This is a genomic window from Rubrivirga sp., from assembly GCF_049648075.1.
Lineage (GTDB): Bacteria > Bacteroidota > Rhodothermia > Rhodothermales > Rubricoccaceae > Rubrivirga.
On sequence record NZ_JBARYR010000155.1, the window covers coordinates 1 to 13837 of the forward strand.

The 13837-nt window shown below is 67.4% G+C and carries 10 protein-coding genes; 5 read left to right on the forward strand and 5 right to left on the reverse strand.

Annotated elements, in window-relative coordinates; translation table 11 throughout:
• From WBA11_RS04370 to WBA11_RS04385, 4 genes are all read right to left on the reverse strand, one after another.
• Positions 1-650: hypothetical protein (locus WBA11_RS04370; protein ID WP_424519506.1), on the reverse strand; the 650-nt coding region annotated here is incomplete at its 3' end.
• 109 nt (positions 651-759) lie between these two features.
• Positions 760-1074, reverse strand: a complete 315-nt coding sequence (locus tag WBA11_RS04375; RefSeq protein WP_424519507.1) for a helix-turn-helix domain-containing protein — start codon at positions 1072-1074, stop codon at positions 760-762.
• Positions 1075-1189: 115 nt separating this feature from the next.
• The gene (locus WBA11_RS04380) at positions 1190-2197 is read right to left on the reverse strand and encodes a hypothetical protein (protein ID WP_424519508.1); all 1008 of its coding nucleotides are present in this window, start codon (positions 2195-2197) and stop codon (positions 1190-1192) included.
• The gene (locus WBA11_RS04385) at positions 2188-3402 is read right to left on the reverse strand and encodes a tyrosine-type recombinase/integrase (protein ID WP_424519509.1); all 1215 of its coding nucleotides are present in this window, start codon (positions 3400-3402) and stop codon (positions 2188-2190) included. The genes WBA11_RS04380 and WBA11_RS04385 overlap by 10 nt, the downstream gene beginning before the upstream one ends.
• A 516-nt stretch (positions 3403-3918) precedes the next feature.
• On the opposite strand from WBA11_RS04385, the gene WBA11_RS04390 reads away from it, so the two are divergent.
• A complete protein-coding gene (locus WBA11_RS04390; RefSeq protein ID WP_424519510.1) occupies positions 3919-4146 on the forward strand; it encodes a hypothetical protein in 228 nt (75 codons plus the stop codon).
• 22 nt (positions 4147-4168) lie between these two features.
• Here WBA11_RS04390 and WBA11_RS04395 read toward each other — a convergent pair whose 3' ends face one another.
• Positions 4169-6331: an ATP-binding protein gene (locus WBA11_RS04395; protein WP_424519511.1), complete on the reverse strand. Its 2163-nt coding sequence runs from the start codon at positions 6329-6331 to the stop codon at positions 4169-4171.
• Between the two features lie 856 nt (positions 6332-7187).
• Between WBA11_RS04395 and WBA11_RS04400 the strand changes: the two genes are divergently transcribed.
• The 4 genes from WBA11_RS04400 (at position 7188) to WBA11_RS04415 (ending at position 13820) form a co-directional block, all read left to right on the forward strand.
• The gene (locus tag WBA11_RS04400) at positions 7188-8204 is read left to right on the forward strand and encodes a LacI family DNA-binding transcriptional regulator (protein ID WP_424519512.1); all 1017 of its coding nucleotides are present in this window, start codon (positions 7188-7190) and stop codon (positions 8202-8204) included.
• Between the two features lie 209 nt (positions 8205-8413).
• A complete protein-coding gene (locus WBA11_RS04405; RefSeq protein WP_424519513.1) occupies positions 8414-9739 on the forward strand; it encodes a T9SS type A sorting domain-containing protein in 1326 nt (441 codons plus the stop codon).
• Positions 9740-9800: 61 nt separating this feature from the next.
• Positions 9801-11981 (forward strand): hypothetical protein, encoded by a 2181-nt coding sequence (locus WBA11_RS04410; RefSeq protein WP_424519514.1) that lies wholly within the window; start codon positions 9801-9803, stop codon positions 11979-11981.
• A 6-nt stretch (positions 11982-11987) separates the two neighbouring features.
• Positions 11988-13820 (forward strand): hypothetical protein, encoded by a 1833-nt coding sequence (locus WBA11_RS04415; RefSeq protein ID WP_424519515.1) that lies wholly within the window; start codon positions 11988-11990, stop codon positions 13818-13820.
• Positions 13821-13837 lie beyond the last annotated feature (17 nt).

A 13837-nucleotide genomic window follows, 5' to 3' on the forward strand; every position in this document is an offset into this window, starting at 1 on the left:
CTCTCGAACCGGCCCATGACGTGGCCGGCGACCTCGTCGTAGAACGTGGGCTCGGACATCATCTCGGCACGAAGGGCATGTTCCAGCGTGCGAGCGGGGCGCTTGAACCGGACCTCGAAGCGGACGACGTTTGTGCCCTCGTAGCGCTCAGGGACGGTCTGTCGCCGGGCGCGGCGCTCGGCGACCTTGTCGTAGACCGCGAGCTTGACGAGCGTATTGGTGAACGCAACGCTCGAGTCCGAGAACGCCAACGTGTTGAACCCCGGCGGCCCGCTCACAGCGGCGACGTACGTCGGGACCGGGCGCGGGACGACGACGTCGACGGCCGCGTCGAGTTGGCTCACGCGGGCGTCACGCACGGCGCTGGTTGGGAGACCGATGCGGCCCGCGATGTCGTCCAGGGCGGGTCCGACGTCGGCCGGGTCGAAGTCAACCCCGGGGAAGTTCGACCCATAGATGTAGCTAGAGACGCTGCCGTGGACGCGCGTCCGAGTCGACGTGACGGTGACCTTGAGGTTGTCCACGGAGGCCGTCTCGCGTGTGACCACGCCGTCGGCGTCGACGGTGGTCCTGTAGTTGGTGACCCCGTCCGAGCCGGCCAGCGTGGCGAGCTCGGTCGTAGAGAGGATCGCGGTGTCGCAAGAGAGCATGAGCGTGTGCTGTGTGCTCGCCGACGAGTTCGTGGTCGTTGTCCCGATTACTATGGGGACCGTCCACGAGCCGCCCCGCCACCGGGGCTCGGCGAGTCGCTTGTAGGGGCTAAGCCGCGTCGGCGTCGACGCGGGCGGCGACGCGGGCCTCGTCGAGGAGCGCCTCGACGTCGGACGTGCGGAACCGGACTGCGCGGCCGACTCGGACGTACGGCAAGCGGCCGCTCTGGCGCATCGAGTCGACCTTGCGGAGGGACCAGCCGGTCAACTCTGCGAGCTCGGCGCGCGTGAGCAAGAGCGGAAGCGAGGCGAGGCGTACGGCGCTGGGGAGCGCTTCGAGGACGGCGTCGTGGACCGCCTGCGGCAGCGTCTCATGAAGGGCCGCCGTGAAGGCGGCCTTGACGGCGAGAGAGATCGGATCCATGCGGCTTCGGGGGGATGAAGCCGGAGGGTATGGGGGGTCGGTACCGACCAATTAGCCCGTGTTTCAGCCGCAATTGGGCAATTGCAACCTTCACGTGTCCTCCCCACTAATCCCGTCAGAGCCTTCGGTGTAGCTCACCGATCTGGCTCGCGAATTGGTTCAAGTCCTCCAACTCTACCTCTCTAAGCGAGCGACCACGGCCCCGCTTCCGGTACGCACCTATAGCGACCGCCGTGTCCTTCGCTCGGTCCCTCGACCAGTCTAACTCTTCTTGTATCTCAGTGAGCAACTCTAGCTTCCCACCGAACGTGCGGTCTCCCCTCGCATTCTCAATCACGGTGTGCGCCGCACGGACGAAGGCCTCTTTGTCTTCGACAGAAACGTCCTCGGCGCCCTCGTGCGTCATCGGAAACGGGCCGTCGAAGTCGACTTCGGCACGGGGCACGTAGGGACTGAGAGATCCGTCTACGGCATAGTGCGCGAGCGCTCGCTCGATGACGGCCGACTGAAACCGGAGCGCGGCTCGGAGCTCGTCGAGCGGCGCAAGGTCCGTTCGTAGAGCTTCAAGCTCGCCCCGAGCGGTCTCGATAGCGGCCTCCCACATGGTGCTGCCGTCCACGGTCCCTGTCGGCTGGCCCGGACCGAGGACGTCCGACATACCGTGGACGAAGAGCCGCCACACGTCGCCGTCGTTCTCCCAAGTCCACGCCGGACGATCCTTGTCGTTTCCGTCACCGCCTAGCCAGTCCTGAACGATGGTATCGTCTCCCGCCCACCTGAGCTCGGCGTCAAACGCGACCAAGGCGTAGTCCAGCGCTCGAGCTCGAATGTCTCTCGGCCCTGCGACGAGGTCGACTCGCGCTACGTGCGCCTGGATGCGAGAGAGCCACGCGTCGGCGCCGACCGAGCTCTGCCCCGTGGATAGGAGCTCGCGGACCTCGTCCCAGATGGGCTTTGCGTACTCGTCAGCCGTACGGAGCCGGGCAAGCTCCCACTCAGAGAAGACAGTTGTAGTGTCGCGGTCGGGCCACAAGTAGTCCGGGAGCCTCTGTACGTACAGGTTCTCGTATACGCCTTTGGTGGCCGTCTTGGCCTTGTCTGTGAACAGGTCGCTCAGCTCCACAACTCCTCGGCCAAGCCGTCGACGGCATCACGGTCCAGACTCGCGAGATAGCCCTCCGTGACAGATAAATTGCTATGACCTAACGACTTAGATATCGCGTACAGATTGCCGCTCGTCGTCCGGGCGTGGTCGGCGTAGCTGTGGCGAGCGACGTGGAAGCTCAGGCCCTCCCGCTCGAGGTCGGCCTTGTCAGCCAGCCGCTTGAGTGCGGCGTTGACCTGGACGTTCCGGCTCGAGATCCGCTTCCGAAGCGTGACGCCGTCGCGGTCGTCGCCCTCGCGGAGCAACGGGAACAGGAATCCGCCGCGCGTCGCTGCCGACTCAGCGTAGCGATTAGCAATCTCAGTGGCCGGCGGCGGCAGCGGGACCGAGAGCGGCCGGCCCGTCTTCATCGTCCGGTACGTCGCTCGGTCGTCGCGGACGTCGGCCGCCTTGAGACAGCAGACGTCGCCGAACCGCATGCCGCTCGCGTAAAAGGAGAACGCGAACGCGTCGCGTGCCACGGCCTCGACCGACCCGTCGGCCACGCCGTCCTCCGGCGTGAGCGCCGCGAGCGCCTGGACGTCCTCGAGCGTGAGCTTCCGCCGCTCGACCCGCTCCTTCCTCGGCATCGTGTAGGTCACGAACGGGTCGTCGGCCGCCGAGAGTACCCCGTCGCGGAGTGCGGCCCGGTACACGGTCCTCAGACGGACGAGCTCCTTTCGGACGGTGTTCGGCGCGTTCCCCTTCGTCTCTCGGCAGTACCGCTCGAACGCGTCGAGCGCGTCGCGGTCGACCTCGGCCCACGAGAGCTCGGCCCCGAGCGCGCCGCGGAGCTTGGCGAGGGTCGTCGAGTACTTCTTGACCTCCCAGTGCGCCGTGTCGCCCTTGGCCCGGAGCCGCTCGATGAACCGCTCGACGTAGGCCGTGAGCGAGCCGCCTGGGCCGTCGAGGGCGTCCTTGACAGCGGCGGCCGATGTCGCCGAGAGCGCGGCCTCGCGGGCGTCGTTGAGGGCGCCTTGGAGCCGGGCGTTGTAGGCGTCGGCGAGGTCGTGGCCGGCGCGGACGCGTCCCCGGGCCTTGTTCCAGTGCCGGGGCTCGACGTAGATCCCGGTCGAGACGAGGGTCGACTTCCGGTTGGCCGTGACGCGGACGTAGACCGGGGCGGTCCCGTCGGCCTTGGCCTTCGAGGCTTTCTGGTAGAGCGTGGCGGTGACGTTGGACACGGGGCTGGTGTTGGACCCGGGTCCAACATTGGGTCCAACAAAGTACGTCACCGAGTGCGAGACCATGTTGCTCTCACCTACCTAAACCACGCATTGCGGGACTATGTGCTACATAGTGCGAGAACGAGATGCACAGAGTAGCACAGAGTGGAATCCCTCACCGCCCACTGCTCCTGTATCCATGTTGTTGGGAGACATAGGTTACGTGTTTCCGGGTCCACCACGTCGTCGAGGTCTCCGCGCGTGATCGTTCACGGTCTGTCGGTGAGACCGGGTTCGCAGCTCTTCCGCTTCCGCCAGGGTACGCGTGAGCGATCTCGCCTTCGAGGACGGATCATGTCCAGAGTAGTTCGGACACCGGCCCAGAGGCCTTCGGGAACAGCGGACGTGCCCACGACTCGGCTCCGGTTGAGCTTCGCATTGGGGCCGGAGGGCGCAGGCCTTTTCCTTACTGGCGTGACGGTCTGTTGACAGCAGCGTCGGGTACGATTGCCGGCCCCAGCCGAAACGCGAACCGTGCACCTCGTCCCAACTCAGACGAACGACAGCCTCACGAGGGCGGCAACCGTAGCCGCCAACGCGCTCGCCGAGGCCCACACTGAGGAGGAGCCACAGGCGGAGGGCGTAAGAAGAGCCGTCCTGCAGCTCGGCTTCCTCGAGGCCGAAGCCGACCAGAGAGGCGACCTCGAGGCCGCGCGCATCTACCGGCGTGCCGCTGCGCAGACCGAGCGCGTGTACGGCTAGACTAAGCGTGTACGGCGGATAGCTACGCGCACGTCTCAGGAGCCACCTGCGGTGCCGCGACCGACAGCGTGAACCGTGAGCCTTCCCCGAGTTGGCTCTCGACCGCGACCTCGCCGCCAAGCAACTCCGCCACCCGGCTCACGATGACGAGCCCGAGCCCGTTGCCCTCGTGCGTCCGCGCGTGCCCCTCGGAGGCCTGCTGGAACGGGTCGAACAGCCGGTCTCGGACGTCGGGCTCGATCCCGATCCCCGTGTCTTCGACCTCGACCGTGAGCCGGTCGGCCTCGAAGCTCGTTCGGAGCGTGACCGAGCCTCGGTCGGTGAACTTGATCGCGTTGCCGAGCAGGTTCGACACCGCCCGGTCGAGCAGCCCGGGGTCAACGAGCACCGCCGGCAGACCGGCCACGGCGGCGTAGAGATTCAGGCCCTTGGCGTCGGCGAGCGGGACGAGAGAACGGACCGTGTTGATCAAGTTCGCCTGCACGTCCACCGCGACAGGACGCGGCTCCATCCGCCCCGCGTCGATCTGGGCCAGGTCGAGCACGGAGTTGAGCGTGGTCATGAGCCGCTGGCCGCCCCGGTGGATCGAGTCGGCGACGTCGCGGAGGTCGTCGGGTGATTCCTCGGCCAGGAACTCGGCGTTGCCGAGGATCGCTGTCAGCGGCGTGCGGATCTCGTGGCTCATGTTGGCGAGGAACGAGGCCTGGAGCCGGGCCATCCGCTCGGCCTCCTCTCGCGCTTTGCGCTCGACCTGGTAGCGGACGGTGTCGGTCACGTCGGTGAGCGTCCCGGCGGATCCGCAGAAGGCTCCGGCTGAATCGAACAAGGCCCGCCCGTGCACCTCGAAGTGGCGTACGGACCCGTCAGCACACGCGAACTGGACGCGGAGGGAGTTGTCCGAGGGGCCGTCGTCGGACGTGCGGCTCACCACCACGGCGAACCAGCTCGCGAGCGCCTCGGCGTCCTGTGCGACGAAGTCGAGGAAAGAGCGCCCGAGCATGCTCTCGACCGCGTGCCCCGTGTGGTCGGCCCAGGCGCGGTTGAGGTAGGTGTAGTGGCCGTCCGCGTCAGTCTGGAACACGACGTCCGAGAGCTCCGCGAGGACCGTCCGGTGACGCCGTTCGCTCTCGTCGAGGGCGTGGTGGAGGCGCGCGTTCTGGAGTCCGACCGCGGCCTGGTCCGCGATCGCTACGGCGACCCGCTCGGCGCGCGCGTCGAACACGTCCGCGTCGGGGTGGCCGAACAGGAACGTCCCGACCGGCTCACCCGCCGAACTCGCCACCGGGACCACGAGCAGGCTTCGAACCGTCGTCGACGCCCGGGCCGCCTCCTCGACCCACGCCAGGTCCGGGTCTTGTCCGACGTCCGCGCAGCGACGGAGCGTCCCGAAGGCGGAAAGGATACGGGGCGTCGAGTGGAGCACGGCGAACTGCTCGGCGAGCTCCGGCTGCACGCCGACGGCCGCGAACAGGTACGCGTCGCCGCTGCCGGGTCGGTAGAAGAAGCCTCCGTAGACGGCCCCGGTCGCCTCAACCCCGGCCTCGACGACGGCCTGCGTGAGCCGGTCGGGGTCGAGCTCAGCCGCGAGTGCGGAGTTGACGGTGAGGACCGACGCGAGCGCTTCGGCCTCGGCGACGGCGACGGCCTCGGCGGCCTGGCGGTCCTCGAGCTCGGCCTGGAGCGCGATCTCGGCCTCGACCGACGCGACCAACGCCTCGATCGACTCGCGGTCGCTGGCCGTCCACGAGCGGGGTCGCGAGTCGATCGCGCAGAGGGACCCGAGCGCTTCACCGGTCGGGGCGTGGATGGGGACGCCGAGGTAGGCCACGACATCGAGGTCCGCGATGGCGTGGTTCGTCTGGAGCACCGGGTGCTGCCTTGCGTCCTCGATCACGAGGGGCGTGTCCTGAGCCACGACGTGCTGGCAGAACGAGTGCGAGAGGGGCGTCTCGCGCTCGGCTGCTGTGGGTTCGGGGAGGCCGACTTGGGACGTGAAGTACTGGCGGTCGGCGTCGACGAGCGAGACGAGGGCGACGGGGACGTCGAGGACCGTGCTCACAAGCCTCGAGATGCGGTCGAAGCGGGCGTCGGGGGCAGCGTCGAGGAGACCCGTGCGAGCGAGGGCGTCGAGTCGGTCGGGAGCGAGGACGGCGGCCGCGCACGAGGGGTAAGGTCCGGACGCCATGGGCAGAGGGGAGACGTGAGTCGAGAGTATCGATCTCGGTCGGATGAGCTAAAGCTCCGTTTCCCGGAGACCGTGACGCCCTCGGTCTCGACATCGCCTACCTCTCGGGCATCCTCCCGATCTCACCTACCGGTGAGGCATAGCGGTAGGGCGACGACCGAGTCCTCTTGAGACACGAGCGTCGCAGCTTGCTCCACCTTCTGCCGGTTCATGGCCGGCGGCCGTCCACCCTTTTCAACCTCGAGCTCGAGCGGCCTCGAGGCCGGTACTCGCCCGCTCACGTCTACGGCTCCCCCTCGCCTGTGCTGGGGACGGGGCGGGCCCTGGTAGCGACTAGCGACCTCGCACTCATCCGCAACGACTGCGCCTGAGTCCAGCGCTCGTAGGGATGATCCGGGCCAGGACTCGCCGAGGGTCTTGTCCTAGCAACCGACCCTCCCGCTCGTAGGAGCGGTACTCCAATGACCGTGTCGAACCGTCAGCCGTCGATCACGGCTGGTATGGGTGTGTGATGGGTCTGGGGTCTGGTGCAGCTCGACTGAGTCACAGGCCCACGTCTCCTTTGTTCGGGCTCGAGATGAGACTGACCCAGTCCTATCGGTGTCGGCTGCATTCGCACAGGCCAGCCTCTTGACCGACCACGCCGATGATCTCGCCGGCGACACGGTCGAGGCTTCCAGCTCGGCCACGAGCGCGGAGTCGCCGACGCAACGCGAGCCCGTTGGCACGCCCCCGAGCACCGGGACAACCAACTAGGACACAGCGCAGCGTCCGACGGGCGCGGTATCCGCTGCGAGCCGCAGTCGGGCATCTCAGCAGTGAAGGTGGCGTAGTCTCCAGCGTCCCCTCGACCACAATGACGGCCACCATCCACGACGTCGCTCGCCGAGCCGGCGTCTCGATCTCGACCGTGTCCCGCGTCCTCAACGGGTCATCGCCCGTCAACGACGACAAACGGGCTCTCGTCCTCGAGGCCGTCAAAGCGCTGGACTACGCCCCAAACCCCGCCGCCCTCAGCCTGTTGGGCAAGCGGACCGGCGGCATCGGTGTGCTCCTCCCGTTCGTGACGGGCGAGTTCTTTTCAGAGCTGCTCAGTGGTCTCGACGAGGCCGCCCAAGACGCCGGCCGATTCCTCGTCGTCTCGACGTCCCACTGCCGGACAGAGGAGTTCCGGCGCGCTGCACGCGCCCTCGACAAGCGTGTCGACGCCCTGATCGTAGCCGCGCCCGAGACGGAGTCGATCAGCGCCGCTTCGATCTTGTCCACCGGCGTGCCCGTGGCCTTCCTCAACACCCGGCCCGACGACGCCCTCGAGGCCGACGTGTTCAACTTCGACAACTACGGGGGAGTCCGCGACCTCACGGGCCACCTCCAAAACGAGGGGCACCGTCGGATCGCGTACGTACGGGGACCCGCAGAGGCCTGGGACGCCCAGGAACGCGTGCGTGGTTACCGCGATGCCATGGACCACGCCGACCTCGAGGCCACTGAAATCGACGGCGGCTACAGCCGGGAAGCAGGCCACGCGGCCGCCGCCCACCTCTTGGCGATGTCTCCTCGGCCGACCGCCGTCATCGGAGCCAACGACTACTGCGCACTGGGCCTCATGAGCGCGCTTCACCAAGCCAACGTCGCCGTACCCGGCGAGATCTCCGTCTGTGGGTTCGACGGCCTCCCCAGCACGGGGTACACCGTGCCTGCGCTAACCACCGTCCACGTTCCGATCCGAGAAATTGGGGCGCGGGCCGTCCGCCGGGTAGTCTCCAGGATCAACGAGAGAGCCGATCCGGAGCCCTACCGGCACGAGGTCGCTCCGGTCACAGTCGTCGTACGGGACTCGACGACCCCTGCCGACGCCGAGGCGCTCACCTAGGGCGATTCTCAATGCCTTTTGACCTAGCTGGAGTAATGGCGGAACTGTTCGTCGCGAAAAGGTTTTCTACATCCTATCTCGGAAGCCCTTCCACCCCCCGTCCCACCACTGACTGACCCATGCTACCCTCCCTCTCTTTCCGTACTCTGCTCGTTGCGCTCGCGGGGTTCGCACTGTCGACGACTCCGAATGCGCAGTCTCCCATCCTCGTGATCGATGACTTCGAGGATCAGGATCTCTCGGAGTTTTTCGTGTTTGCCGGTGGGGCAGAGCCTGTCCTCACCATTAATGACACCGGAGCAGACGGGACGGCTGCCAGCCTCCAGGTCGACATCGACCCCGCCACGTACGGTGGGTTTGCGGGGTTCGGCCGGGACCTCCCCGGTGCTCCTGTCGACGCGTCGGGAGTGGCAGATCCGTACCTAGTCTTCAGCGCTACGGTAGATGGAACGGCGACGTTGGAGATAAACCACCAAGCAGCCGGCGGCGCAGCGAACGGCGAGATCCGGAACGCCCTCCGGTTCGTCGAGCGCGACCTGGCCGGCTTCACCGAGTACGCCCTCCCGCTGGCGTCGTTCTTCCAGACGGAAGCTCCGCTCGACGTGAGCGCGATCCAGAACGTCGTGTTCGCCGTGATCGACGCTGTCGCAGGTGGCACAACCGATGCAAACCAGGTCAACCTCTTGGTGGACCAGATTCGTCTCGTCGATGGGATTTCGTTCAACAGTTCGATCTCCGCGCTCGACTTCGACGACGGTGACTTTGCAGATACAAACGACTACTTCTACTTCCAGGGCGGAGAGGGCATTAGCGCCACCGCGTCCACGGACACTCCCGATGGCTCGGCGAACGCCTTCTCAGGATCGATCGACGGCGACGACTTCGGCGGGTTTGCCGGATTTGGCCGGACGCTTCCGGGCGGCCCCCTCGATGCGTCATCGGGGACGTCGTTCAACTTCTTCTATCGCGCAAACGGCCCCGCCGTCCTCGAGATCAATCTCCAGAGCGGTGCGGCCGTAGGTGGCAGCGAGAACCGCGAGACGCTTCGGCTGAGCGATACGGGTGGCGACTACCGCGCGGTGAGCCTTCCGCTAGAAGCGTTCATCCAGACGACGGCAGCACCAGCGGACATCTCGGACATCTTCAACGTCGTATTCACGTTCCTCCAGGTCCCCGGCGATGGGGACGCGGGAACGTCCGAGTTCGAGTTCGCCATCGACGGCGTGGGAGTCGGCGCGCCGTCCCTCCCCACGTCCCAAGAGCTTCCACCTGCGCTGGCAAAGGCTCCGTCGGTATTCCCGAACCCGACGGCCGGCGCCGCGACGGTCGCGTTCGACCTCGAGGTCGCCTCCGCGGTCTCCATCGACGTCATCGACCTGCTGGGCCGCCGCGTCCTCGAGGTCGCCGACGGCGTCCGGGCTGCAGGACCGGTTCGCCTGGCCGTCGCCACCGACGATCTCCCGGCCGGCGTTTACGTCGTCCGCGTCCAGACCGACGGTGGAATGGCCTCGACGCGCTTGACCGTCGTCCGCTAACGACCCCGAGTCGCCGCCGGGGCAACGGCCTCGGCGGCGGCTCCTTCTCTGACCGACCTCGATGGAGCCTCCGACCCGCTCGCGATTCGTCCCGGTTCGCACCCTGTGCGCGCTCGCGCTGAGCGTCGCGCTCGGAGCGGCGGCTGGAGCGCAGGCGCCTGCCGTGTCACCTCCGGCCGAGCCGCCCTCGAGGATGGCCGACGCCGCTCCCATCACCATCGAGGACGCGGCGGTCGCCCTCGCAATCGTCCTCGAGGACGACGCGTTCCCGCTCTCGACCGACCTCGAGGAGGAACCGAAGCAACGAGAGGTGGCGCCCGACCTCGAGGTCGGACCGGACACGACGGAGCTGGCGGGTGTCTTCGAAGGCGAGGACTGGAACCGCGTCGGTGCCGCCGAGCCCGACACGGTGGCCGAGTTGCGCGAGCGGCCGGTCTCGCTGACCGCGTTCGGGTACTACCGGCTGTTCTTGTACGGCCGGGACTTTAGCGAGGCGTACCCCAATCTGGCCCCGTTCGAGCGGGTCTACGGCGTCGGGGATGGGTATCGCGAGCCGGCCATGTCCGTCACCGTGTTGGGCCGGCCGAGCGGGCGCGCGAGCTTCGCGACGGAGCTGTTCGTGTTCACGCCCTACGACGGCATCGAGTCCGAGAACGACATCGTCTCGCTCAACCTGGGCGTCAACTTCTACGGCAACTTCCGCACCGAGGTTGGCAACTACGGCGTCCGCGCGGGCGGCATCCACTGGTACAACCTGAGCCCGTTCACGATCGGGGTCTACCAGGTCCTCGACCGGTTCTCGATCTTCGACCGGACGCCGTGGGAAGGCGTCGACGGCATCGACAAGTACCAGCGCTACTTCACCACAGGCTCGAGGGCAGTGGGCGACGAGCGGTGGAACTACCAGGCCTTTCAAGGCCTCATTCTGGACGGGCGCAGCCTGCCGGGCGACCTCGACTTCGACGTGTTCTGGGGCAAGACCCAACCGAACGGTGGGCTTCCGGGCGCCCTGACGGAGCCTGGCGAGACGGCGCCCGGTGACTCACCCATCTACACCGGGCTGAGTGGCGAGGCGCGGTCGCTCCCGTCGTTCATCGTCGGTGGCAAGGTCCAGCGCGCGTTCGGCGACGACACCTTCGCGGCCTTCAACTCGATCACGAGCTACCGGACGCTCGACAGCTTGTCGGGCGAGCGGCGGCAGTACCAGGTTCACACCGCGCAACTGGCGACCGAGGTGGCCGGCGTTTCGCTGAGCGGTGAGTTCGGCGCGAGCCTGTACGAGAGCCCTGAGTACACGTCGCCATGGGGCGAGGCGCTGATGGCCCGCGCACAGACGACGGCTGAGACGACCCAGCTCCCGCTCGACGTCCAGGTGTACCAGGTCGGACGCCACTTCTTTAATGAGAACGGCGAGATCGCGACCAACAACAACCCCGAGATCCGGGCCGACCCGCGATGCACGGTCCCAGCCGGCGGAGGCTCGGCAGGCGGTCTCATCACCCAGGTCAACCAGCTCGCGCACAACCGGCGCGGCATCAACGTCAACACGCGCCTCGGCGCCGGGCCAGCCGAGTTTGGCGTTGGATGGGGACTCGCGCACGAGCTCGCACCGACGACCGACCAGGTCTCGTACGTCCACCGGATCAACGGACTCGCGTTGTCCCGCGTCTACAACCCGTTCCCGGCCGAGGCGGTCTGCGCGACCCAGTTCGGCCCGAACGCGCGCAAGTTCTCGTTCTTCAGGGGCGTGTTCGAGCGCGTCCCGCTCACCGACGTCGAGCCCGTCACGGGCCTGCCGACCAACCGGAAGTACTTCCACGCCGTCGACTTGCAGGGCAAGCTCGGCCTGAACGTTCTGGGCCGACCGGGCTACCTGTTCTACCTCGGCAGCTTCGGCTCCGCCAACCCGACGCTGCGCCCGCTCCCGACCGACGACGACACGTACATCTTCGTCCAGTACCACGAGCTCGACGCCTACCTCGAGGTCGCGCCCGGCTTCGTGCTCGCGGGCTACCTCGGCCTCGAGGACGCCCAGGGCGGCCGGTTTACCGAGCTCGGAGAGGAGACCGGCCAGCCTCGCAACCAGTTCGGACGGGGCATTGGTCTCGGATTTGACTGGACCGTTGCCCAGGGCACGGGCCTGTTTTTCCGCCACCGCTGGTTCGACTTCGAGGACGAAAGCTTCCCCGACGACACGTACGCCGGGACCGAGACGACCCTCGAACTCAAGGTCTTTTTCTAGACGCCCATGCACGCATTCCGCTCGGCGCTCTTGGCGTCGCTCCTGCTCGTCCCCGCCGCGCTCGCCCAGGACGCGCCGCAAGAGACGGACGTCCGGCCTGGCGTCCAGTTCAACGGGCTCGGCCGCGCCTTCATCCAGGAGGCCGACCTGGGCGGACGGGTGATGGACACCGACACGACCACGGCGGGGACGCTGGCCGACGGCGAGTTCGTCCTCGATCTGGCCGTCAGTGCCCAGCCCAACCGGACGACGGAGGTCCAGGGCGTGCTCCGGTTCCGAAACGAGTTCGGCGGCTTCTTCGGAAGTGGCGTCACCGTCGAGGTCCGCGAGCTGTGGGCGCGCGGCGTCGTGGCGAACGCGCTCGCGTACCGCCTGGGTGACATGGACCTGGCGCTGACGCCGTTTACCGTTTTCTTGCCTGAAGAAGACGGCCGCGTCAACACGCCCGAACTGTTCGAGCCCCAAAAGGAGGTCGTCTACTACGAGGAGTTCTACACGGGCCAGAACGAGCGCCGCTTCCAAGGCGGCCGGTTCGATTTCGGCCTCGACGTGTCGCGCGGCTTAGAGGCCGTCGAGGTCGGCGGCTTTCTCGCCCGGCTCCGCCCGACCGACTTTACCAACACGCCGACGCGCCTGATCGGTGGCGGCCGGATCGGCGCGACGACCCCGACCATCGGCTCGTTCGGGTCGCAGGTGCGGGCCGGCGTCAACTACGTCAGCGTCTGGGACGACCTCGAGTCCGGCGACGCCAACACCGGCATCCGCAACCACGTCGTCACCGTCGACGCCGACGTCTCGCTGCTCGACCGCGACGGGCTGTCCGTCTCCCTCGTGGGCGAGGGCGGCGGGTCGGTCGCCAAGCGGTCCGAAGAGCTCGACCTCGAGGGCGAGGCAGGCGGCGGGATGGGCAACGTAGAGGGGTCCGACCTCGAGGACGATCTCGAGCCTGGCGTCCTTTTCCGCGAGGCCGACACGTTCATCGAGGCCGGCATCCGGGCCGAGCTCGCGTCGCGCGACCTCGAGGCCTCGGCCTTGTTCGTCAACGTCGGGCCGGACTTTTTCAGCGCGGCCGCCCAGAGCAAGCGCGTCGACTACACACGGTCGCGGGGCTTGTTCAACCGGATTGGCAACGACCGTGATCAACGCACGATCGGACTGTTCGACCTGACGCGCGACCCGTCCATCTACACGTTCCGGCTCGAGGACCAGCTGATGGCCTACGACCCGCGCTATGGGAACGTGCTTCCGTACGGCCGGGCGACACCGAACCGCCGAGGTGTCCGGCTTGCCGCCGCGTTCGAGCCTGAAAGCGGCCCGGCGAGGGCCGAGATTCTGGTCGCGCTCTTGCGAGAGATCCGAGGCCAAGGAACGACGGAGCTCAAGGACTTCGCCCTCGTCCGCGCCGCCGCCGACGTCTCGCTCTCGCCGCTCATCGGCTACAGCCGCGGACTTGGCGTCACGCTCGGGCTTCAGCTCGAGAACACGAGCCGTGGCGGCGAGCCCATCGAGGCCGTCGACTTGTCGTCCGTGCTCATCGAGGCCGGGCTGACGGCCGAGATCTACGACCGGCTCGACGCCCTCGTTGGGCTCAAAACGCGGACCTCGAGCGGGCGCGACTACGTGCCGCAACTCAGGGAGTTCAACGACGTCCGCGACTTCCCGGCCCCGTTCGTCACCGACGACTCGGAGCTCCTGGCCGGTGCCGGCCTTCGCTACCGGTTCGGCGATGACATCTTCCTGACCGTCCAGTACCAGCGCTACACCTATGGCGCCGACGCGACGCCGGACGACGACTTCTCGATCGGGCAGGTGTTCGCGCTCTATTCCATGGACTTCTAGCCCGATGCTGCGACACC